Genomic DNA, 21,182 nt, shown 5'->3' with positions numbered 1-21,182 from the left:
CAACCCGAGGCCCCGACACACTGCGTGTCGGGGCCTCGCCACGTTCCGGTAACGGTTGCGTCAGCACCCCCGCAGCCAGCCTCCCTCCAGAGACCCCTGCCGTACACTTGCTCGGACGGACATTCGGAGGAGTACGTGCCAGAAGGTGTGACCGCGGGGATCACGCTCCTCGCCAACCGCTACGAGATCGGTGACGTCATCGGTCGCGGGGGCATGGCCACCGTCCACGTCGGGACCGACACACGTCTCGGCCGACGCGTGGCCGTCAAGCTGCTCAAGCCCAGCCTCGCGAACGACCCGGCGTTCCGCACGCGCTTCCGCCAGGAAGCCCAGGCGGCCGCACGGATGGCCCACCCGACGATCGTGCGCGTCTACGACGCCGGCGAAGAGACCGTGCGGGAGTCCTCGGGCGCCGAGTCCCAAGTGCCGTTCATCGTCATGGAGTACGTCGAGGGCCGTCCGCTGAGCGACATCGTCGCCGAGGGCCCGGTCGTGCAGGAAGAAGCCGCTCGCATCGTCGAGGGCATCCTCACCGCCCTCGAGTTCTCACACCGCGCCGGGGTCGTCCACCGTGACATCAAGCCGGCCAACGTGATGATCACGCACTCCGGCCAAGTCAAGGTCATGGACTTCGGCATCGCCCGGGCCATCACGGACACGTCCGCGACCGTCGCCCAGACGACCTCGATCCTCGGCACGGCGTCGTACTTCTCGCCCGAGCAGGCCCGCGGTGAGACCGTCGACGCCCGCACCGACCTCTACTCCACCGGCATCGTGCTCTTCGAGCTGCTCACCGGACGACCCCCGTTCCGCGGCAGCACGCCGGTGGCGGTCGCGTACCAGCACGTCAGCGAGCAGCCCGTCGCGCCGTCCACGATCACGTCGACGGTGTCGCCCGCGCTCGATGCGGTGACCCTGCACGCGCTCGTGAAGGACCGCACACGGCGGTTCCAGAACGCCGCCGAGTTCCGACGCGACCTGCAGCAGGCCGCCGCCGGTCACGTCCCGATCTCGAAGAAGAAGCTCGCTGCCGCCGCAGCGGACGACGCCTCGCTCCTGTTCAACGTCAACCCGCGCGCTGCCGGCAACGCCGACGTGGCCTTCCGCGAGCTCGACGACACGCAGGAGCACCGTCCCCAGCGGACGCAGCGGCGACCCCCGGTGGCGTGGATCTGGCTCGGCATCATCCTGACCGCGGCGGTCATCGCGGCGATGGGCTACTTCGTCGCCAACCTCACGCCGGGCAAGCCGCCGGTGAACTCCTCGATCAGCGTGCCGGACGTGTCCGGGCAGACGTACAAGGACGCCCGGGCGACCCTCCGGAAGAGCGGGCTCGATCCGATCGGGGTCGCGCAGAACTCGGACACCGCGGACCGCAACGACGTCATCAAGACGGTCCCGAGCAAGGGCACCTCGGTGGCGCGTGGTCAGGACGTCCGGATCTACTACTCGCTCGGCGTCGAGAAGATCGCGGTCCCGAACGTCGAGGAGCAGTCGCAGGACGCGGCGACGAGTGCGCTCACCGACGCCGGCTTCACGGTCGGGGCAGTCGACTCCGACTACTCGCCGTCCGTCCCGGAGGGAACCGTCCTCAGCACGGACCCGGCCTCGGGCAGCTCGCATGAGAAGGGCTCCGTCGTCGACCTGGTCGTCTCGAACGGCAAGGTGCAACTGCCGGACGTGACCCAGCAGCCCTTCGAGACCGCGAACTCGACGCTGGCCGGACTCGGACTGACCGTGCAGCCGTCCCCGTCGTACGCGTGCACGGGCAGCACCGTCACGCAGCAGAGTGTCCCGTCGGGCGATGTCGCCCAGGGCAGCACCGTGATCCTGACGTACTGCGCGGCGTCGGCGCAGCCGTCGCGGCAGCCGGCACCCCCGGCGAACGACAAGGGCCAGGGCGCCGGGGACGACAAGGACGGTTGACCACCGGTCTGGCTGCCCGCGCGGTCAGCGGGCTGCGGTCAGCGGCCTGAGATCAGCGGGCTGCGGACAGCGGCCCCAGATCAGCGGCCCGAGATCAGCGGCCCGAGGCCGGCTGCACGCTCGGCTGCTCCGCTGAGGCCGGCGGTCTCGAGCCAGTTGCCGACCATCCGGTAGCCGCCCTCGGTCAGGACGGACTCGGGGTGGAACTGCACGCCGTAGACGGGCGCATCGCGGTGCTGGACACCCATGATGACGCCGCCGGCGGTGCGGGCCGTGACGGTCAGTTCGTCCGGGACCGTCCCGTCGACGATCGCGAGCGAGTGGTACCGCGTCGCGGTGAAGGGGTGCGGGACGCCCGTGAACAGCACGCTGTCGTCGTGGTCGACCTGGGACGTCTTGCCGTGCATGAGCTCGTCGGCGTGCGTGACGGTGGCGCCCAGGGCCTCTGCGATCGCCTGGTGACCGAGGCACACGCCCAGCAGGGGCTTGTCGGCTGCGATCGCTGCACGCACGGTGGGGATCGAGACTCCGGCGTCGGCGGGCGTGCCCGGGCCGGGAGAGAGCAGCACAGCGTCGTACTCCGCGATCCGGTCGGCGATCTCGTCCTCGGGGAAGGCGTCGTTGCGGACGACGTCGGTGTCCGCGCCGAGCTGCTGGACGTAGCCGTTGAGGGTGTACACGAAGCTGTCGTAGTTGTCGACGACGAGGATCTTGGTCATGGGCCGCTCACCGTACTCGTGGGGGGATGTGAGTCGCCTCCGGCGGGCCGGAACTCACGCATGGTGACGGTAGGATACCGGCCATGGCCATGGACAAGGACCGCACCAAGCCCGCCCGGACGACCCGAGCCGACTCGGTGGACACCGCGGGGGACCAGCCGAACCCGGTGTGGTTCAAGCCCGTCATGTTCGGCTTCATGCTGATCGGGCTCGCGTGGGTCATCGTCTTCTACGTCTCGGGCGGCACACTGCCGGTCCCGTCGCTGAACTCGTGGAACATCCTGATCGGCTTCGGCATCATGTTCGTCGGCTTCCTCATGACGACGCGCTGGCGCTGACACCGCCCGCACGCTTCCTCGACGCCCGTCGCACCGTTCCCGGTGCGGCGGGCGTCGTCGTCGGTGCCGCAGCCGTCGAGGGCTCTCTCCACAAGCAACGGTCTGGACGATCCGTCGCCCAGGAGGCACGTCCGCAGTTCTCCACAGATCGTGCAGTTCTCCACACCCCTGTCCCCACCCCCGTGCCCGAGTTGTCCACAGGCTCCTCCACAGTGGGGATAATCACACCCGTGTAACTCACCGATCTGTCCACAGCTGTGGAGAACTCCGGTGGGAGGTGTGGAGAACCAGGTCGAGCCTGCTGCACTGCACCACGTCGCCCTGCTGTCGCACAACCGGGGACGGCAGAACGCCCCGCCGCGAGAGCGACGGGGCGTTCGGTGGACCAGGCGTGGCGGCGTCAGCCGGTGGTGACCGCGTACCCGACGAAGCAGAGCGCGATGGCGACCACGGCCTCCAGGGTCAGCAGCGCCACCTGCAGTCCGCGCTGTCGGACGTTGCGCGTCCGCGCGAAGACGAACCCGGTGACGAACCCGGCGAGGACACCACCGACGTGCGCCTGCCACGAGATGTTCGTGCCGGGCAGGAAGCCGATGACCAGGTTCAGCCCGATGATGACGAGCAGCTGCACCGCGTTGTTGCCGAGGCTGCGCTGCAGGACGAAGAACGCCGCGAACAACCCGAAGATCGCTCCCGATGCGCCCACGACCCACGTCCCCGGTGCCAGGAACGTGACGAGCATCGACCCGGCGATCCCCGCGATGAAGTACAGCGCGAGGAACCGCCAGGTCCCGAGCATGTTCTCGAGCATCCGCCCGAAGATGAACAGCGCCCACATGTTGAACAGGATGTGGAAGAAGCCCGAGTGCACGAACAGCACGGTCACGATGCGCCACGGCTGTGTCGGGAGCAGGGCCGAGTTGTACGCGAGCCACTGACTCAGGAACCCGCCGGACACCCGGTCGAGCAGCCAGATGGCCACCGAGACCGCGATGAGGACGACGGTGCCCTTCTGGTCGAGCATCGCGAACCGGCGCCGAGCCACCGTCAGGCTGCTCGGACCGGACGCGCGACGGTTCTCCGTGAACTTCGCCCGCTGCTCACGGACGCACTCGGGGCAGTGCACCCCGACCGCCGCCGGCGTCTGGCACTCCGGGCAGATGGTCCGCCCACAGCGCTGACAGAGCACGAAGCTCTGCCGATCAGGGTGCCGGTAACAGGTGTTCGACGAAGCCGAGGTGGAGTCGGTCACTCGGTTCAGACGTCCTCGACGTCGATGCTCTGGATCACGACGTCGTCGACCGGCTTGTCGCGACCGTCGGTCGGCACGGCCTCGATCGCGTCGACGACCGCACGGGACTCGTCGTCGGCGACCTCACCGAAGATGGTGTGCTTGCCCTGCAGCCAGGGGGTCGCGACCGTGGTGATGAAGAACTGCGAGCCGTTGGTGCCGCGGCCGCCCTGGAGGCCAGCGTTCGCCATGGCGAAGATGTACGGGTTCTGGAACGTGAGCTCCGGGGAGATCTCGTCGTCGAAGCGGTACCCGGGGCCGCCGATGCCCTGGCCGAGCGGGTCGCCGCCCTGGATCATGAAGTCCTTGATGATGCGGTGGAAGACGACACCGTCGTAGAGCTTGTCGGTCGACACCTTGCCGGTGCCGGGGTGCGTCCACTCCTGGGTGCCGGTCGCGAGACCGACGAAGTTCTGGACGGTCTTCGGTGCGTGGTTGCCGAACAGGTTGACGCGGATGTCGCCCTTGTTGGTGTGGATCGTTGCGACAGCGGTGTGCAGAGACATGACCCGATTCTCGCATGTGCCGCTGGATGTGCACGGGACGCACAGCCGGGGTTCTGTGACCTGTCAGCCGCTCGGGTGGCAGGATGGGGTCACGTCGACCCATGGAGGTACCGAATGTCGATCGAGATCCCGCGCAAGCGCCGGAAGCAGATCAAGAAGCTCAAGGGCAAGACCGCCTCACTGCTCGGTGAGCAGCGGAAGGTCCTGGAGCACGCGAACGCCATCCTGGCCGAGGCCCGGGGACACGCCGCCGATGCTGCCCGGAAGGACCTCGCTCCCCGCGTGCAGAACGCGATCGACAACGGGCTCCGTCCCGCGGTCGCATCGGGGGTGCATGCTGCGACCTCTGCGGCGCAGAACGCCTCGCACCGGTTCCAGTCCGAGGTCGTCCCCGGCCTCATCTCCACCGCTGGCTCCGTGCTCAGCGTCGGGGACCTGGCCAAGGACCCTCGCGTGCAGAAGATCGTGAAGGAAGCACAGAAGCGCAGCAAGACCGCGCGCAAGGCTGCTGGCAAGTACGTGCCGGCCGTCGCACCGAAGAAGCAGGGCATCGGGTTCGGTGGGGTCGCCCTCATCATCGTCGGTGTCGTTGCGGTCGCCGGTGCTGCGTACGCCGCCTACCAGACGCTCCGCGCTGACGACGACCTCTGGGTCGCCGATGACGCGGACAACGTGGGCAAGCCCGCCGCCTGACCTCCTGGTTCGCTCGAAGGGCCCCGGCACTGCGCCGGGGCCCTTCGTCGTTCCCGGGTGGCGAGCGTGCTCTCGCCGCCGAGGTTGCACAACACGCCGCCTCCCCTCCGCCGAGGTCGCACGATCTGCCGCCGGCGTGCGCCGAGGCCGACAGTTCCCGCGACCTCGACGATCGGCGCGCGGCGAGTCCTGCGACCTCGGCAGGTGGTCGGCACCGGCTGCACCCGACCGCGCCCGCTTCCGAGGTCGCACAACACGCCGCCTCCCCTCCGCCGAGGTCGCACGATCTGCCGCCGACGGGCGCCGAAGCCGACAGTTCCCGCGACCTCGACGATCGGCGCGCGGCGAGTCCTGCGACCTCGGCAGGCCGCCACCGCCAGCAGCCCGTCCGGTCAGGACACCGCGCGGGACTCCCGCCCACCGGTCACGAACCGTCGCCTGGAGGCCCGGCTGGCGAGCGCACCGGAACCGAAGCAGCGGGAGCGACGGGGGACGACGACGCAGCGGGATCGAGGGCAGACGCCGACGCGCTGGACGCAAGCACGCACGACGACGCGCCGCAGGGGCGGCGGCGCGAATCGGCACGACGACCGAGACAGGCGAAGCGAGGAACGAGCGGAGCAGAGCTCACGCCGAGGGAGTGGAGCCTAGGAGATTCGAACTCCTGACATCTGCCTTGCAAAGGCAGCGCTCTACCAACTGAGCTAAGGCCCCGGAGCGACCGGACCGGACGCAACGTCGAGAGTTCCGACGCGGGAGTTGAGTTGTGGTGGGGCTACAAGGACTTGAACCTTGGACCTCTTCGTTATCAGCGAAGCGCTCTAACCGCCTGAGCTATAGCCCCTCAGACCGGATGAAAGCCTACCCCACGATCGCGCCTGAGCGAAATCGAGCGAGTCGGCCCACCCGGACCGGGTCAGTTGTTGGTGAAGCCCACGAGCACGCCGCCCGTGATCCGCACGCTGAGGTTGTACAGGACGCTGACGATCGCGCCGAGCACGGTCCCGACGACGACGTTGAGGATGCCCACGACGATCGAGAACCCGAGCACCTGGCCCAGCGAGAACTGGTCCATGATCGAGTAACTGTTCTGCCCGGTGACGTCCTTCAGCAGGCTGTCGATCTGCGTGAAGACGCCGGTCTGGTTGAGGATGACCCACACCAGCGCGGTGGCGACGACGATCACGATGGACCCGGCAAGGGCGATGAGGAAGGACAGCTTCACCATCGACCAGAAGTCGACGTAGACCAGGCGGAGTCGGACCTGACGAGTCCCGACGGGCCGCTTCGCTTTCCGCTGGAGCTTCTCGGCGACACTACTCATTGCTTGACTCGTCCTCTCCGGCCTCGACAGGCGCGGCGTCGGTGGGCAGTGCGTCGGTGGAGACTTCCTCCACCAGCTCTGCGTCGGCGGCGTCGGCGACCGCTTCGTCCGGGCTGACGGTCTCGACCGGGCCCGCGGGCTCGATCTCGGCGTCCTCCTGGTCGTCCAGGTTCCGCTCACTGTTGCGGGCCACAGCGATGATCCGGTCGTTCTCCGCGAACCTCGCGAAGACGACCCCCATCGTGTCCCGGCCCTTGGCGGGGACCTCGGCCACGGCAGACCTTACCACCTTGCCCGATTGCAGCACGACGAGCACCTCGTCGTCCTCGCCGACGATCAGGGCCCCCACCAGGTCGCCCCGGTCCGCGGCGAGACGGGCGACCTTGATGCCGAGACCACCACGACCCTGGATCCGGTACTGGTCGACCGACGTGCGCTTGGCGTAACCGCCTTCGGTCATGACCCAGACGAACCCGTCGTCCGAGACCACCGACGCCGACAGCAGCGCGTCGTCCCCACGGAAGGACATGCCCTTCACGCCGGAGGTCGATCGACCCATCGGGCGCAGGGTGTCGTTGGTGGCGGTGAAGCGGAGCGACATGCCGTGGCGGGAGACCAGGAGCAGGTCGTCGTGCTCGTCGACGAGCAGCGCCGAGCGGAGCTTGTCGCCCTCGCGCAGGTTGATCGCGATGATGCCGCCGGACCGGTTCGTGTCGTACTCGGTGAGCGCGGTCTTCTTCACGAGACCCTGCTCGGTGGCGAGCACGAGGTACTGCGCTGCCTCGTAGTCGCGGATGTCGAGCACCTGCTGGATCTTCTCGTCCGGCTGCATCGCCAGGAGGTTCGCCGAGTGCTGGCCCTTGGCGTCACGCCCGGCCTCCTGCAGCTCGTACGCCTTCGCGCGGTACACGCGGCCCTGGTCCGTGAGGAACAGCAGCCAGTGGTGCGTCGTCGTGACGAAGAAGTGGTCGACGACGTCGTCCGCACGGAGCTGGGCGCCGCGGACGCCACGGCCGCCACGGTGCTGCGAGCGGTACTGGTCACTGCGGGTGCGCTTGACGTAGCCACCGCGGGTGATGGTGACGACGACCTCTTCCTCGGGGATGAGGTCTTCCATGCTCATGTCACCGTCGAAGCCGAGCATGATCTCGGTACGACGGTCGTCGCCGAAGCGGTCGACGATCTCGGTGAGCTCGTCGATGATGATCGTGCGCTGACGCTCCGGGCGGGCGAGGATGTCCTCGAAGTCGGCGATCTTCAGCTCGAGGGCCTCGGCCTCCTCGTGGATCTTCTGGCGCTCGAGGGCGGCCAGACGACGCAGCTGGAGTTCGAGGATCGCACGGGCCTGGATCTCGTCGACGGAGAGCAGCTCCATCAGGCCGTTGCGGGCCTCTTCGACGTCGGGCGACCGACGGATGAGCGCGATGACCTCGTCGAGGGCGTCGAGCGCCGCCAGGTAGCCGCGCAGGATGTGTGCGCGCTTCTCGGCCTCGCGCAGCCGGAACTGGGTGCGGCGGACGATGACCTCGACCTGGTGGTCGACCCACGCGCTGATGAACCCGTCGAGCGCCAGGGTGCGGGGCACCCCGTCGACGATGGCGAGCATGTTCGCGCCGAAGTTCTCCTGCAGCTGCGTGTGCTTGTACAGGTTGTTGAGGACGACCTTGGCGACCGCGTCACGCTTCAACACGATGACGAGGCGCTGTCCGGTACGACCGGAGGTCTCGTCGCGGATGTCGGCGACGCCGGCGAGACGGCCGTCCTTGACGAGCTCGGCGATCTTGATCGCCAGGTTGTCCGGGTTGACCTGGTACGGCAGCTCGGTGACGACGAGGCAGGTCCGGCCCTGGATCTCCTCGACGCTGACGACGGCTCGCATCGTGATCGATCCGCGGCCGGTCCGGTAGGCGTCGACGATCCCGCGGGTACCGAGGATCTGCGCGCCGGTCGGGAAGTCCGGGCCCTTGATGCGCTGCATCAGCGCTTCGAGGAGTTCCTCGCGCGTCGCGTCGGGGTGCTCGAGCGCCCAGACGGCGCCGGCGGCGACCTCGCGCAGGTTGTGCGGCGGGATGTTCGTCGCCATGCCGACGGCGATGCCGACGGAGCCGTTGACGAGCAGGTTCGGGAAGCGGGCCGGCAGGATCGCCGGCTCCTGTGTGCGACCGTCGTAGTTGTCCTGGAAGTCGACGGTCTCTTCCTCGATGTCCCGCACCATCTCGAGGGCGAGCGGGGCCATCTTGGTCTCGGTGTACCGCGGGGCCGCTGCACCGTCGTTGCCGGGTGAACCGAAGTTGCCCTGCCCGAGTGCGAGCGGGTAGCGCAGCGACCACGGCTGCACGAGACGGACCAGCGCGTCGTAGATCGCGCTGTCACCGTGCGGGTGGAACTGCCCCATCACGTCGCCGACCACACGCGAGCACTTCGAGAAGGCCCGGTCAGGACGGTACCCACCGTCGTACATCGCGTAGAGCACGCGGCGGTGCACCGGCTTGAGGCCGTCGCGGACCTCCGGCAGGGCACGGCCGACGATGACGGACATCGCGTAGTCGAGGTACGAGCGCTGCATCTCGAGCTGCAGGTCGACCTGCGAGATGCGGTCACCGGAGACGACGATGTCCCCGCTGTCGCCGTGCACGATCTCGGGCTCGTCGGCGCCGTTCTCGTTGTCGTCAGCCATGTGCTTGCGTTGCCTTCCTTGACAGCCTGGAGGCTCGTCGTCCGTTGGTCGCGCCGGGCGCGACCACGTGGGGTCGGGTCGGGTCGACGCGGCTCACGCCGCGCCTCCCGGCCTAGATGTCCAAGAAGCGGACGTCCTTCGCGTTCTGCTGGATGAACTGGCGACGAGCGTCGACGTCCTCACCCATGAGCGTGGCGAACACGCTGTCCACCGCTGCCGCGTCCTCGAGCGTGACCTGCAGGAGCGTCCGGGTGTCCGGGTTCATCGTGGTGTCCCACAGCTCCTTGTAGTCCATCTCGCCGAGGCCCTTGTAGCGCTGGATCCCGTTGTCCTTCGGGATGCGCTTGCCGGCGGCGATGCCGGTCTGCAGCATCGCGTCGCGCTCCCGGTCGCTGAAGACGTACTCGTGTGCCGAGTTCGACCACTTCAGGCGGTACAGCGGCGGCTGCGCGAGGTACACGTAGCCGCGCTCGATGAGCGGCCGCATGTAGCGGAACAGCAGGGTGAGCAGCAGCGTCGTGATGTGCTGGCCGTCGACGTCGGCGTCGGCCATGAGCACGATCTTGTGGTACCGGGCCTTGTCCGGGTCGAAGTCCTCACCGATGCCGGCGCCGAACGCCGTGATCATCGACTGGATCTCCTGGTTGGCGAGCGCACGGTCGAGCCGGGCCTTCTCGACGTTGAGGATCTTGCCGCGCAACGGCAGGATCGCCTGCGTCATCGGGTTGCGGCCCTGCACGGCGGAACCACCGGCGGAGTCGCCCTCCACCATGAAGATCTCGGAGAGCGTCGGGTCCTTCGACTGGCAGTCCTTGAGCTTGCCGGGCATGCCACCGGACTCGAGCAGACCCTTGCGGCGCGTGGTCTCACGCGCCTTGCGCGCAGCGAGTCGCGCCTGGGAGGCCTGGATCGCCTTCCGCACGACGTCGCGCGCCTGCGTCGGGTTGCTCTCGAACCAGTGGGTCAGCTCGGCGCCGACGACGCGCTGCACGAAGCCCTTGGCCTCGGTGTTGCCGAGCTTCGTCTTGGTCTGGCCCTCGAACTGCGGTTCGCCGAGCTTGATGGAGATGACGGCGGTCAGCCCTTCACGGATGTCGTCACCCGTGAGGTTGTCGTCCTTCTCCTTGATGATCTTCGCTTCGCGGGCGTACTTGTTCACCAGGTACGTCAGTGCGGAGCGGAAGCCCTCTTCGTGGGTGCCGCCCTCGTGCGTGTTGATCGTGTTCGCGAAGGTGTGGACGCTCTCCTGGTAGGAGGTGTTCCACTGCATCGCGACCTCGAGCGCGATCTTGCGCTCCGGGTCCTCGGACTCGAACCCGATGACGTCGGGGTGGACCAGGTCGGCCTTCTTCTGCGCGTTGAGGTACTCGACGTAGTCGGCCAGACCGCGCTCGTAGCGGAAGGAGTCCTTGCGGGCCTCTTCACCCTCGGCCGGGGTGCGCTCGTCGACGAGCGTGATGCGCAGGCCCTTGTTGAGGAACGCCATCTGCTGGAAGCGGGTCCGCAGCGTCTCGTAGTCGAACTCGACCGACTCGAAGATCTCGGCGTTCGGCCAGAAGGTGATCGTGGTGCCGGTCTCGTCGGAGGCTTCGTCCTGCGAGAGCGGCGACACCGGCACACCGTCGGTGTAGCTCTGGCGCCAGACGTGTCCCTGCCGACGGACCTCGACGTCGAGCTCGCTCGAGAGCGCGTTCACGACGGAGGAGCCGACACCGTGCAGACCACCGGACACCGCGTAGCCGCCGCCGCCGAACTTGCCGCCCGCGTGCAGGACGGTCAGCACGAGCTCGACCGTCGAGATGCCCTCGTTCGGGTGGATGTCCACGGGGATGCCACGGCCGTTGTCGATGACGCGGACGCCGCCGTCTTCACGGATGGTGACGTTGATCGTGTCGCAGTAGCCAGCCAGGGCTTCGTCGACGGAGTTGTCGACGATCTCCTGCACCAGGTGGTGGAGACCGCGTGGGCCCGTGGACCCGATGTACATGCCCGGGCGCTTGCGGACGGCTTCGAGGCCCTCGAGCACCTGGATCTGGTCTGCGCCGTACGATGGTTCGCTCTGCGGGGCCCGCTCCTGCGGCTGGGCCTCGTCACTCTGCGGGTCTCGCTGGTCGTCGTCAGATTCAGATGTCATGTCGAGAGTGCTCCTGCCTGCGCGCGGAACGCCCGCACACTGCACTCCCCAGTCTACCGCAGCGAGGCCCCGGTCCGGGGGCCGTACGCCCCACAGAGCGACGAATCCCAGACGGATGGATGATTTCGTCTGGTCAACCGTAGGTATCGCGAGGGCCGCGCCCCTGGACCGACCTGAGGCCGCGTTTCCATGTGGGGGCGTCCGGGCCGGAAACCCTGATCGACTCGACCCCCGCCGCCGGGTACCGCTGGGCGATCGTCGTCGTGACCGTCCCGCGCATCAGCCGGAGCTGCGTCGCCCAGGCCGTCGAATCGCACCGGATGACCAGCGCACCGTCCTCGATCGTCACCGGCGTGGAGTGCTTGGCGAGCTCCTCACCGACCACGCTCGGCCAGTCCACGAACAGTTCGGAGCGCGCCAGCGGCTCGGTCCAGCCGAGCTCCGCGGTGAGGGCGCCCATGACGTCGCCGAGCCCGGTCGGCTCGCGTCCCTTGCCGTACGGCACCGAGTCCGGGTCCTGGCCGGCGGCACGGCGACGGCGCGCGTCGAGCCCGCGCTTGGACGGGTCACCGAAGACGGCCTTGAAGTGCTGGTAGACGCGGGAGGGCTCCGCGGGCTTCCGGGGCGCGGGCATCAGGAGGCCGCCGGGGTGGGATCCGGACGGGAGGCACGGTCCGCGTCCGCCTCGTCGGTCGCGTCCGGCTCGTCGGTCGCGTCCGGTTCTCCGGTCGCGTCCGACGCCGGGTCCGGCAGGATCGCGCCCGCCTCGATGCGGACGGTGTGGGCGGCGAGCTGCCCGGGGACGTCGCCGTGCACCGCGGCCGTGATGAGGACCTGCTCGTAGTCGGCGACCGCCCCCGCCAGCCGCTCACGACGGGATTCGTCCAGTTCGGCGAAGACGTCGTCGAGGATGATGATCGGGTCCCCGAGCGAGGACTCGGCGCGGAGGATCGTCGCCGAGGCCAGCTGGACCGCGAGCGCGAACGACCAGGACTCGCCGTGACTGGCGTACCCGCGGGCCGGTAACCCGTTCAGCTCGAAGAGCACGTCGTCCCGGTGGGGTCCGCTGAGGGTCAACCCGCGGTCGAGTTCGTCCCGACGGCGACGCTCGAGGGCCGCACGGAAGGCCTCGGCGGCGGCGGAGATCGTCACGGGCTCCTCCGGTGTGCCGAGCACCGGGTCGGTCGCGGCCGCGTCCTCCGGGTCGGCGCCCCGGACACTGAGCACGCCGGCGATCGACGCCTGGTGCCGCTCTCCCGCGACGGTCGCGTACGACTCCGTCACGAACGGCGCGAGCCGACGGGTGAGGTGGTCGCGTGCGGCGACGATCTCGGCACCGAACTCGACGAGCCGGTCGTCCCAGACGTCGAGCGTCGAGAGCGCCCCGGCCTTCGCCCCGGTCGCACGCGCCGACTTCAGCAGGGTGTTCCGCTGCCGGAGCGTCCGGTCGTAGTCGGCCAGGACGCCCTGCATCCGCGGCGCGATCTGGACGAGGAGCTCGTCGATCATGCGTCGACGGCCGGACGGTTCGCCGCGGACGAGCGCCAGGTCCTCCGGTGCGAAGAGGACGCTCGTGCAGTAGCGCGGCAGCTCGCGGGGCTTGATCGCCGAGCGGTTCACCTGCGCGCGGTTCGCTCCGGTCCGGTTGATCTGCACCTCGGCGAGGATGCTGCGGTCCTCGTGCGCGAGCCGTGCCCGGACGATCGCCGAATCGCAGCCCTGACGGACGAGGGCGGCATCGGTGGGGACCCGGTGCGAGCCGAGGGTCGAGAGGTACCCGATCGCCTCGACGAGGTTGGTCTTGCCCTGGCCGTTGCGGCCGACGAACAGGTTCGGCCCGCGTGCGAAGTCGACGTCCGCCTCCCGGTAGTTCCGGAAGTCGGAGAGCTGGAGATGGTCGACGTGCACGCGGGCCGAGACGGGTCGAGGGGGTTACCCCGACCGACTACGCCTTCTTGACGGCGTGGCCGCCGAACTGGTTGCGGAGAGCGGCGACGGCCTTCATCGTCGGGGACGCACTGCCCTGACGCGAGACGAAGCGCGCGAACATGGCCGCGGAGAGCGCCGGCATCGGCACCGCGAGCTCGATGCCCTCCTCGAGGGTCCACCGACCCTCGCCGGAGTCGTCGACGTAGCCCTCGAGCGCGTCGAGCTTCGGGTCCTCGTTGATCGCGAGGACGAGGAGGTCGAGCAGCCAGGAGCGCACGACGGTGCCGCGCTGCCATCCGGCGAAGACGGCGGGGACGTCCGTGATGATGTCCTTCGCCTCGAGGAGCTCGTAGCCCTCGCCGTACGCCTGCATGATCGCGTACTCGATGCCGTTGTGGACCATCTTCGCGTAGTGGCCCGCGCCGATGCCGCCGGCGTGCGAGAAGCCCTCTTCGCGCGGGCCCTCGGGACGGAGCGCGTCGAAGACGGGCATGGCGCGCTCGACGTCGGCCGCGTCGCCGCCGGCCATCATGCCGTAGCCGTTGTCCTTGCCCCAGACACCGCCCGAGACACCCACGTCCATGTAGCGGATGCCCTTGGCGTCCAGCTGCTTGGCGTGGATCTCGTCGTCGAGCCACTTCGAGTTGCCACCGTCGATGACGAGGTCGCCCGGTTCGAGGACCTCGGCGAGGTCGGTGATGACGTCGTCGGTGATCTTCCCGTGCGGGACCATGACCCAGACCAGACGCGGGCCGGTGAGGGCCTTGGCGAGGGCGCCGAGGTCGGGGACGTCCGAGACGGCGGGGTTGGCGTCGTACCCGACGACGTCGATCCCTGCGTTGCGCAGACGCGCACGCATGTTGTTGCCCATCTTCCCGAGGCCGACAAGACCGATCTGCATGATTTCCTCTTCTTCGTCGATGTCGCGCTGATGCTGGTGTCCACGCGCCAGCGCTGGATGTCTGTTGCGGTTAGCGCAGCAGCAGGTTGGGCTGCAGCAGGTACCGGTATCCGTCTGTGGCCGGTTCCTCTCGCGAGGACTGTCCGGTGATCAACACCGGACCCGGCTTGTTCGGGTTCTCCGTCTTGGTGAAGGAGATCCGGACGAACTCGGAGTGCACTGCATTCAACCCGTCCAGGAGGAAGGCCGGTTTCAGGGAGACAACCGTTTCCTCACCGGTCAGCAACGCATCGATCGACTCTGACGCCTGCGCTTGTTCGGAACCGATCGCCTCGAGCGTGAGCCCGTCGACCGAGAAGGAGAACCGGAGCGCGGCTTCGCGCTCCAGGACGAGGGAGACCCGTCGGACGGCTTCGACCAGTTCCGCGGTGTTGATCACCGCGTGGTCCTGGACCGTGTCCGGGAAGAGCCGGCGGACCGGCGGGTAGTTGCCCTTGATGAGCAGCGAGGTGACCGTCTTGTCGTCGGCGTGGAACGCGATGAGCTCGCGGTCCGAGCCTCCGCTGATCGAGACCGACACCGTGGTCGCCGAACCGAAGGTGCGACCGACCTCTTGCAGGGTGCGCGCCGGGACGAGGGCGTGGAGGGTCGTGGCTGCGTCGCCGTCGTCGCCGGCACGGCCCGAGTCCCACTGGATCGTGCGGACCGCGACGCGGTAGCGGTCGGTCGCGATGAGCGAGACGTCGTGTTCGCCGACCTCGAGCTGCACGCCGGTGATGACCGGGGTGACGTCGTCGCGGCTGGCGGCGACGGCCACCTGCGAGACGGCTTCGGAGAACGAGTCGCCGGGGATGACACCGGTCTGCGGACCGATCTCCGGCAGCGTCGGGTACTCCTCCACCGGCATGGACAGCAGCGTGAAGTGTGCCGAGCCACAGGTGACGGTGATCCGTGAGTCTTCGGTGGAGAAGCTCACCGGGGCGTTCGGCAGGCGGCTCGCGATGTCGTTCAGCAGCCGGCCGGAGACGAGCACCGTGCCGGGATCGTCGATCTGTGCGGCGATCGAGGTCTGCGCCGAGACCTCGTAGTCGAACGACGACAGTGTCAGACGATCGCCGTCGGCGTGGATCAACACACCGGACAGGATCGGGAGGGTCGTGCGCTGTGGGAGGAGCTTCACCGCGAAGGAGACGGCTTCGGAGAAGACGTCCCGGTTGACCTCGAACTTCACAGCGTGGACCCCTGTCGATCGGTTGACTGCCCGGCGGCCCCATTGTGGCACAGCGGCGGCAGACCACCGATCCGTGTCATTCGCCGTCCCCAGAGGTTGGCCCAGGGAGATGGAGAGAGAAGAGAGGAGTAATGGTCTTAACGCCTGTGCACACTGTGGACAACTCTGGGGATGCCGCTCCCCGACTGGGAACTACAACCGTGTGACTTGTTGGCGGCGTGTGAGCGACCTCTGGATGAGCAAAGATCATCTATCCACTTCTCTCCCCAGTTTCCACAGGTGCCCCTCCAGCTGTGTACAAGCGAGCGGCGTGTCCTCCACAGTTATCCACAGGCTTTCCACACTGTGGGGAATCCGCCCCATGGAACCGTCTCAGATGGTGGACGCACGCAGAAGGAGGCCGATCCCGGGTGTGGGACGGGCCTCCTGGACGGGGGGTGGCGGGGTGGTGCGCCCTACCGGTACCGACGGTCCTGCTTGATCCGACTGGTCAGTTCGGTGACCTGGTTGTAGATCGAGCGGCGCTCCTTCATGAGCTCCGCGATCTTCTTGTTGGCGTACATCACGGTCGTGTGGTCGCGGTTGCCGAACAGCTGGCCGATCTTCGGCAGCGACAGGCTCGTGAGCTCCCGGCACAGGTACATCGCGATCTGGCGGGCCGTCGCGATCGCCTGCGACCGGGACGAGCCGTAGAGGTCGTCGACCGACAGCTTGAAGTAGTCCGCGGTGTGGTTGATGATGTCGGTCGGCGCGATGACGTTGTCCTCGTCGAGGGTGATCAGGTCCTTGAGGACCGTCTGCACCAGCGCCATGTCGACCGCCGTCCGGTTCAGGCTCGCGAACGCGGTCACCCGGATCAGGGTGCCCTCGAGCTCGCGGATGTTGCTCGACACCTTGGACGCGATGAACTCGAGGATGTCGTCCGGCACCTGCAGGTGGTCGGACTGCGCCTTCTTGCGGAGGATCGCGATGCGCGTCTCGAGGTCCGGCGCCTGGACGTCCGTGATGAGACCCCACTCGAAGCGGCTGCGCATCCGGTCCTCGAACCCGGTGAGGTGCTTCGGCGCGACGTCCGACGTGATGACGACCTGCTTGTTGTGGTCGTGCAGGGTGTTGAACGTGTGGAAGAAGGCCTCCTGCGTGGAGTCCTTCCCCTGCAGGAACTGGATGTCGTCGATCAGCAGGATGTCGATGTCGCGGTACCGCTGCTGGAACTGGTTCGAGCGGTTGTTCGCGATCGAGTTGATGAAGTCGTTCGTGAACTCCTCACTCGACACGTAGCGGACGCGGATCCCCGGGTAGAGGCTCTCGGCGTAGTGGCCGATCGCGTGCAGCAGGTGGGTCTTGCCGAGTCCGGAGTCGCCGTAGATGAACAGCGGGTTGTACGCCTTCGCCGGCGCTTCGGCCACGGCGACCGCTGCGGCGTGGGCGAACCGGTTCGAGGCACCGATGACGAAGTTGTCGAAGTTGTACTTCGGGTTCAGCCGGGACTCCGGACGGCCACCGGTACCGGGCGAGTCCACCGGGCTCGGCACGAAGGGCGCCTCGATGTACTGGCGGGGCGCGGCGGTCTGCGGCACGTGCTCCTGCACCGGCTCGGCGTAGGACGGCACCGCGACCGCGTCCACCCGCGGCTCGGAGGCCATGTCCGGGTTGACGGTGATGGCGAAGTTCGCGACCGAGTCGTCACCGATCCGCGAGACGGCCTCGGTGATGGGCACCCGGATGCGCTGCTCGAGCATGCCGCGCGTGAGGTCGTTCGGGACCTCGAGGTACAGGGTGCCGGCGAGGACGCCCTTCGGTTCGACGAGGTTGAGGAACCCGTGCAGCTGCGGCGTGATCCGGTCGTCGTCGGAGAGGATCCCGAGCACTGACGACCAGAGGTCCTCGACGGGGTCGGCCGGCATCGTCATGGCGTGCTCGTCTCCTGGTCTCACTGCTCGGGTGTGTCACTCTGCGGGCGCGGTCGGTGCGGGGCGGCTCGTCCGGCGCCGGGCTGGGCGGCGGACGACGTGCGAGCCACGCCGGGGCCGACCCGCGCCTCCTGGATGGCCGGAGGCGATCGGCGCGGTGTTCTGGGCGCCGTTCCCCGTCGAGCTTCCCACAGGGTTGTCCACAGTCTGCTCCACGGCCGCGCGGACCGAGGTCGAGGGGGTACTCCCCCGTACTACCGGGCTTCCGGCGGTGCGGTGACACAACTGTAAAGGACCGGGGCGCGTCGTACCCAACGGAAGTTCTCCCCAGTGTGGAGAATCGGGAGGCGGTGGTCACCCCGCCGCTCGCGGGGCCAGGGGTATTTGACCTCGCAGCGCTCGTCACGTACCGTTGTCCAGTTGACTGCGGCCGATCGGTCGCGCCTTCCGCGTCAACCAATTGCATACGTGACGGCTCGCCGCGAGCAGCCGTGTGGAGATCATCATGAGCAAGCGCACCTTCCAGCCGAACAACCGCCGCCGCGCCAAGAAGCACGGCTTCCGGGCCCGCATGCGCACCCGCGCCGGCCGCGCCATCCTCGCCGCACGCCGCGGCAAGGGGCGCACCGAGCTCTCCGCCTGATCCGCGGGGGTCCTCGTCGTGTTGGCCCGAGCCAACCGCATCGTCCGAGGCGACGACTACCGGATGGTCGTGCGCCGTGGCCGCAGGAGCGCCACGGCCCACGCCGTCGTGTCGGTGGTCCGTCGCCTCGATGACGATCCTGGTCCCACCAGGTTCGGGTTCATCGTGGCGAAGACCGTCGGGAACGCGGTGACGCGCAACCTCGTGCGTCGCCGTCTGAAGGCGATTGCGCACGGGGTCCTGCCGAGCGCGCCGCTCGGGTACGACGTGGTGGTGCGTGCACTGCCAGCCGCCGCGCAGGCCGCATGGCCTACCCTGCTCGAAGACATCACGCGTTCCTTTGCGCGCGGTGTCGAGAAGGCAGCATGAACCGGTTCCTCTGGGTCGTCGCGTTGCTCCCACGCAACGCGTGCGTCGTGGTGCTCCGGGCCTACCGTGCGGTGATCTCGCCGCTCTACGGCAACGTCTGTCGGTACCACCCCTCGTGTTCGCGGTACGCGCTCGAGGCGATCCAGCAGTACGGCGTGGTCCGCGGATCGGCGATGGGCGCTTGGCGCATCGCTCGGTGCAACCCGTGGGCAGCCGGCGGGATCGACGACGTCAGGGAACGTCGCCGCCCCTTCACCGTCAGTCGGTTCGGGTTCGTCCTCGCGCCGACCCCGCAGCAACAGCAGACCTCGGCCGGCACGGTCCGTCCGGTGCTGCTCCCTCAGCGCACTCGAAAGGCGTGACCGTCCCCATGGACCTCATCGGTACGATCCTCTGGCCACTCAAATGGGTGGTGTCCGCGATCCTGGTCGGTTTCCACTGGGTCTTCGAGAACCTCGGGATGGACCCGTCCGCGGGCGTCACATGGGTGCTGTCGATCATCTTCCTGACCTTCGTGGTCCGCGCCGCGCTGATCCCCATCTTCGTGCGACAGATCAAGTCGCAGCGACGGATGCTCGAGGTCGCCCCGCAGCTGAAGAAGATCCAGGACAAGTACAAGGGCAAGAAGGACCAGTTCTCGCGTGAGGCCATGTCCCGCGAGACCATGGCGCTGTACAAGGAGACCGGGACGAACCCGCTCAGCTCCTGCCTGCCGCTGCTGATCCAGATGCCGATCTTCTTCTCGCTGTACTCCGTCCTGCACGAAGCGCAGATCAACAAGACGGGCGTCGGCCTGCTCACGAGCGACCTCGCTCGGTCCTTCGGCAACGCGTCGCTCTTCGGGGCGCCCCTGCACGAGACGTTCACGAACGCCTCCGGCTGGGAAGTCCGGATCATCGCCGGCTTCATGATCGTCGTCATGACGGCCTCGCAGTTCATCACCCAGCTGCAGCTCGTCGCCAAGAACATGTCGCCGGAGACCAAGGCGTCCCCGATGTACCGCCAGCAGAAGATGATGCTGTACGTGCTCCCGCTGGTCTTCGTGATCTCGGGTCTGTCCTTCCCCCTGGGCGTCATGTTCTACTGGCTGGCCTCCAACCTGTGGACGATGGCGCAGCAGTACTTCGTCATCCGCAGCATGCCCACGCCGGGCTCGGAAGCTGCTCTCGCACGTGAGGTCCGCCTCGCGAAGAAGGCGCAGCGTCGTGGGACCCCGGCGACCACCGGTGTCCTCACGGAGGCCGGGACCGGCGCGTCCATGGCCGAGGTCGAAGCGCGTGTGAACAACCAGCGCCAGCAGCCGGTCGGCAAGACGCGCGCCAAGAAGAACGGGAAGACCAAGTGAGCGAGCAGGACACCGCCGCCGTCGTCGACACCACCGACGAGGAGCAGCACCTCGCCGCTGCGGGCGAGCACGCCGGGCCCGATGTCGACGACGTCGACGGCGACGACGAGGTCCGCGACGAAGCGGACATCGCAGCCGACTACATCGAGGAGCTGCTCGACATCTGCGACCTCGACGGTGACATCGAGATCGAGGAACGTGCTGGTCGCGTGTACCTGACGGTCACCGACGACGGGTCCGCCCTTCGGGTTCTCGCCAAGCCGGACACGGTCACCGCCCTGCAGGAACTCACGCGCATCGCGGTCCAGGCCGAGACGGGTGAGTTCAGCCGCCTCATCCTGGACATCGGGGGTTCCCGTGACGCCCGCGCCACCGAGCTCCAGCGCCTCGTCGACACCGCGGTCGAACGCATCGAGGCCGGCTCGACGACCGCGGCCCTCCCGCCGATGTCGTCCTACGAGCGCAAGTTGGTCCACGACCTGGTCGCCGAGAAGGGGTTCCACTCGGAGTCCGAGGGCGAGGGTCGCGACCGTCACACCGTCGTCACCCGATGACGGACGTCGACGTCACGGCCGGTTCCGAGCCTCCAGTCCTGGAGACCGAGCCGGCCGTCGCCGCAACCGTCTTCGGGGACCAGATCGAGGGTGCCCGGTCCTTCACGAACGAGCTCGCTCGTCGCGGGGAGGAGCTCGGTCTGATCGGGCCCCTCGAGCTTCCCCGACTGTGGACACGACACATCCTCAACTCTGCGTTGCTCGCACCCCTCCTCCACGACGGAGCATCCGTCGGCGATGTGGGCTCGGGTGCCGGCCTTCCGGGGCTCGTCCTCGCCATCGCGCGTCCCGATGTCTCGATGACGCTCATCGAGCCGATGGAGCGCCGGACCGACTGGCTCCGGGGCGAAGCGGATCGGCTGGGCTTGCAGAACGTCACGGTCGTCCGCGCACGGGCTGAGGACGTCGCGGACGAGTTCGTGCTCGATCAGGTGACGGCGCGCGCGGTGAGTGCCCTGTCGAAGCTCATCCCCCTGACGGTCCCGCTCGTCCGGTCCGGTGGTCAGCTCATCCTCATGAAGGGCGCTCGGGTCGACGACGAGGTGACGGCCGCGCGGAAGGTCATCCTGCGGAACCGTCTCGAAGACGTCGAGGTCCTCGAGCTCGGGGTGGGTGTGGTCGACGAGACCACGCGCGTCTTCCGGGCTACAGTTGACTGACGCCACCGGTCCGGTCTGATCGGGCTCGGC

Annotated in this window: 20 protein-coding genes and 2 tRNA genes; 9 read left to right on the top strand and 13 right to left on the bottom strand. The window is 68.2% G+C overall.

Going from position 1 to position 21,182, the window contains the following annotated elements:
• Nucleotides 1-135: 135 nt before the first annotated feature.
• Entirely contained in the window at nt 136-1,926 is a 1,791-nt protein-coding gene (gene pknB / locus E9228_RS11045; protein ID WP_341849865.1) for a Stk1 family PASTA domain-containing Ser/Thr kinase, read from the top strand.
• Between the two features lie 80 nt (nt 1,927-2,006).
• On the opposite strand, the gene E9228_RS11040 is transcribed toward pknB, so the two are convergent.
• Nucleotides 2,007-2,645: an anthranilate synthase component II gene (locus E9228_RS11040; RefSeq protein WP_166780594.1), complete on the bottom strand. Its 639-nt coding sequence runs from the start codon at nt 2,643-2,645 to the stop codon at nt 2,007-2,009.
• 83 nt (nt 2,646-2,728) lie between these two features.
• Here E9228_RS11040 and E9228_RS11035 point away from each other — a divergent pair, with 83 nt between their 5' ends.
• Nucleotides 2,729-2,983, top strand: a complete 255-nt coding sequence (locus E9228_RS11035) for a cell division protein CrgA (RefSeq protein ID WP_110902913.1) — start codon at nt 2,729-2,731, stop codon at nt 2,981-2,983.
• A 400-nt stretch (nt 2,984-3,383) separates the two neighbouring features.
• Here E9228_RS11035 and E9228_RS11030 read toward each other — a convergent pair whose 3' ends face one another.
• Together E9228_RS11030 and E9228_RS11025 are read right to left on the bottom strand one after the other, a co-directional pair.
• Nucleotides 3,384-4,028 carry a rhomboid family intramembrane serine protease gene (locus E9228_RS11030; protein WP_341849864.1) on the bottom strand — a complete coding sequence of 215 codons (645 nt, stop codon included), beginning with the start codon at nt 4,026-4,028 and terminating at the stop codon, nt 3,384-3,386.
• A gap of 212 nt (nt 4,029-4,240) precedes the next feature.
• Entirely contained in the window at nt 4,241-4,780 is a 540-nt protein-coding gene (locus tag E9228_RS11025; RefSeq protein ID WP_166780592.1) for a peptidylprolyl isomerase, read from the bottom strand.
• A gap of 114 nt (nt 4,781-4,894) precedes the next feature.
• Here E9228_RS11025 and E9228_RS11020 point away from each other — a divergent pair, with 114 nt between their 5' ends.
• Nucleotides 4,895-5,473 (top strand): hypothetical protein, encoded by a 579-nt coding sequence (locus tag E9228_RS11020; RefSeq protein ID WP_166780591.1) that lies wholly within the window; start codon nt 4,895-4,897, stop codon nt 5,471-5,473.
• 641 nt (nt 5,474-6,114) lie between these two features.
• Here the strand turns inward: E9228_RS11020 and E9228_RS11015 are convergent.
• The 10 genes from E9228_RS11015 to dnaA all read right to left on the bottom strand — a co-directional run bounded on the left by E9228_RS11015 (nt 6,115) and on the right by dnaA (nt 17,582).
• A tRNA-Ala gene (locus tag E9228_RS11015) sits at nt 6,115-6,187 on the bottom strand.
• A gap of 53 nt (nt 6,188-6,240) precedes the next feature.
• A tRNA-Ile gene (locus tag E9228_RS11010) sits at nt 6,241-6,317 on the bottom strand.
• 72 nt (nt 6,318-6,389) lie between these two features.
• On the bottom strand, nt 6,390-6,797 hold the full coding sequence (locus E9228_RS11005; RefSeq protein ID WP_166780590.1) for a DUF3566 domain-containing protein: 408 nt from the start codon (nt 6,795-6,797) through the stop codon (nt 6,390-6,392).
• Nucleotides 6,790-9,474, bottom strand: a complete 2,685-nt coding sequence (gyrA, locus tag E9228_RS11000) for a DNA gyrase subunit A (protein ID WP_208385841.1) — start codon at nt 9,472-9,474, stop codon at nt 6,790-6,792. The genes E9228_RS11005 and gyrA overlap by 8 nt, the downstream gene beginning before the upstream one ends.
• A gap of 112 nt (nt 9,475-9,586) precedes the next feature.
• Complete coding sequence (gyrB, locus tag E9228_RS10995) at nt 9,587-11,608, bottom strand: DNA topoisomerase (ATP-hydrolyzing) subunit B (protein ID WP_166780589.1); 2,022 nt, start codon at nt 11,606-11,608, stop codon at nt 9,587-9,589.
• Nucleotides 11,609-11,741: 133 nt separating this feature from the next.
• Entirely contained in the window at nt 11,742-12,242 is a 501-nt protein-coding gene (locus E9228_RS10990) for a DciA family protein (RefSeq protein WP_166780588.1), read from the bottom strand.
• Entirely contained in the window at nt 12,242-13,516 is a 1,275-nt protein-coding gene (gene recF, locus E9228_RS10985; RefSeq protein WP_166780587.1) for a DNA replication/repair protein RecF, read from the bottom strand. Before recF ends, E9228_RS10990 begins: the two co-directional genes overlap by 1 nt.
• Nucleotides 13,517-13,553: 37 nt before the next feature.
• A complete protein-coding gene (gene gnd / locus E9228_RS10980) occupies nt 13,554-14,438 on the bottom strand; it encodes a phosphogluconate dehydrogenase (NAD(+)-dependent, decarboxylating) (RefSeq protein ID WP_204610594.1) in 885 nt (294 codons plus the stop codon).
• Nucleotides 14,439-14,508: 70 nt separating this feature from the next.
• Nucleotides 14,509-15,669: a DNA polymerase III subunit beta gene (dnaN, locus tag E9228_RS10975; protein WP_166780586.1), complete on the bottom strand. Its 1,161-nt coding sequence runs from the start codon at nt 15,667-15,669 to the stop codon at nt 14,509-14,511.
• Nucleotides 15,670-16,124: 455 nt separating this feature from the next.
• Nucleotides 16,125-17,582, bottom strand: coding sequence for a chromosomal replication initiator protein DnaA (dnaA, locus tag E9228_RS10970; RefSeq protein WP_166780585.1), 1,458 nt, complete (start codon nt 17,580-17,582; stop codon nt 16,125-16,127).
• Between the two features lie 505 nt (nt 17,583-18,087).
• Between dnaA and rpmH the strand changes: the two genes are divergently transcribed.
• Genes rpmH through rsmG form a run of 6 tightly spaced genes read left to right on the top strand, consistent with a single transcriptional unit; the run spans nt 18,088 to nt 21,152 of the window.
• A complete protein-coding gene (gene rpmH, locus E9228_RS10965; protein WP_043595303.1) occupies nt 18,088-18,225 on the top strand; it encodes a 50S ribosomal protein L34 in 138 nt (45 codons plus the stop codon).
• A gap of 18 nt (nt 18,226-18,243) precedes the next feature.
• Nucleotides 18,244-18,594, top strand: a complete 351-nt coding sequence (gene rnpA / locus E9228_RS10960; protein WP_111075313.1) for a ribonuclease P protein component — start codon at nt 18,244-18,246, stop codon at nt 18,592-18,594.
• Nucleotides 18,591-18,956: a membrane protein insertion efficiency factor YidD gene (gene yidD / locus E9228_RS10955; protein ID WP_166780584.1), complete on the top strand. Its 366-nt coding sequence runs from the start codon at nt 18,591-18,593 to the stop codon at nt 18,954-18,956. Before rnpA ends, yidD begins: the two co-directional genes overlap by 4 nt.
• A gap of 8 nt (nt 18,957-18,964) precedes the next feature.
• A complete protein-coding gene (yidC, locus tag E9228_RS10950; protein WP_166780583.1) occupies nt 18,965-19,939 on the top strand; it encodes a membrane protein insertase YidC in 975 nt (324 codons plus the stop codon).
• Entirely contained in the window at nt 19,936-20,493 is a 558-nt protein-coding gene (locus tag E9228_RS10945; RefSeq protein ID WP_166780582.1) for a R3H domain-containing nucleic acid-binding protein, read from the top strand. Before yidC ends, E9228_RS10945 begins: the two co-directional genes overlap by 4 nt.
• Nucleotides 20,490-21,152 carry a 16S rRNA (guanine(527)-N(7))-methyltransferase RsmG gene (rsmG, locus tag E9228_RS10940; protein ID WP_166780581.1) on the top strand — a complete coding sequence of 221 codons (663 nt, stop codon included), beginning with the start codon at nt 20,490-20,492 and terminating at the stop codon, nt 21,150-21,152. The genes E9228_RS10945 and rsmG overlap by 4 nt, the downstream gene beginning before the upstream one ends.
• The last annotated feature ends 30 nt before the right edge of the window (nt 21,153-21,182 follow it).

Source organism: Curtobacterium salicis (assembly GCF_011759505.1).
Taxonomy (GTDB): Bacteria; Actinomycetota; Actinomycetes; order Actinomycetales; family Microbacteriaceae; genus Curtobacterium; species Curtobacterium salicis.
Note: the sequence above shows the minus strand (reverse complement) of the source record. Positions and strands in the feature narration are given on the sequence as shown.

Excerpts from the sequence above, each read along its gene's own strand:
- E9228_RS11040 (WP_166780594.1), bottom strand. The coding sequence starts at position 2,645 with ATGACCAAGATCCTCGTCGTCGACAACTACGACAGCTTCGTGTACACC.
- E9228_RS11035 (WP_110902913.1), top strand. The coding sequence starts at position 2,729 with ATGGCCATGGACAAGGACCGCACCAAGCCCGCCCGGACGACCCGAGCC.
- E9228_RS11025 (WP_166780592.1), bottom strand. The coding sequence starts at position 4,780 with ATGTCTCTGCACACCGCTGTCGCAACGATCCACACCAACAAGGGCGAC.
- E9228_RS11020 (WP_166780591.1), top strand. The coding sequence starts at position 4,895 with ATGTCGATCGAGATCCCGCGCAAGCGCCGGAAGCAGATCAAGAAGCTC.
- E9228_RS11005 (WP_166780590.1), bottom strand. The coding sequence starts at position 6,797 with ATGAGTAGTGTCGCCGAGAAGCTCCAGCGGAAAGCGAAGCGGCCCGTC.
- gyrA (WP_208385841.1), bottom strand. The coding sequence starts at position 9,474 with ATGGCTGACGACAACGAGAACGGCGCCGACGAGCCCGAGATCGTGCAC.
- gyrB (WP_166780589.1), bottom strand. The coding sequence starts at position 11,608 with ATGACATCTGAATCTGACGACGACCAGCGAGACCCGCAGAGTGACGAG.
- E9228_RS10990 (WP_166780588.1), bottom strand. The coding sequence starts at position 12,242 with ATGCCCGCGCCCCGGAAGCCCGCGGAGCCCTCCCGCGTCTACCAGCAC.
- gnd (WP_204610594.1), bottom strand. The coding sequence starts at position 14,438 with ATGCAGATCGGTCTTGTCGGCCTCGGGAAGATGGGCAACAACATGCGT.
- dnaA (WP_166780585.1), bottom strand. The coding sequence starts at position 17,582 with ATGACGATGCCGGCCGACCCCGTCGAGGACCTCTGGTCGTCAGTGCTC.
- rpmH (WP_043595303.1), top strand. The coding sequence starts at position 18,088 with ATGAGCAAGCGCACCTTCCAGCCGAACAACCGCCGCCGCGCCAAGAAG.
- yidD (WP_166780584.1), top strand. The coding sequence starts at position 18,591 with ATGAACCGGTTCCTCTGGGTCGTCGCGTTGCTCCCACGCAACGCGTGC.
- yidC (WP_166780583.1), top strand. The coding sequence starts at position 18,965 with ATGGACCTCATCGGTACGATCCTCTGGCCACTCAAATGGGTGGTGTCC.
- rsmG (WP_166780581.1), top strand. The coding sequence starts at position 20,490 with ATGACGGACGTCGACGTCACGGCCGGTTCCGAGCCTCCAGTCCTGGAG.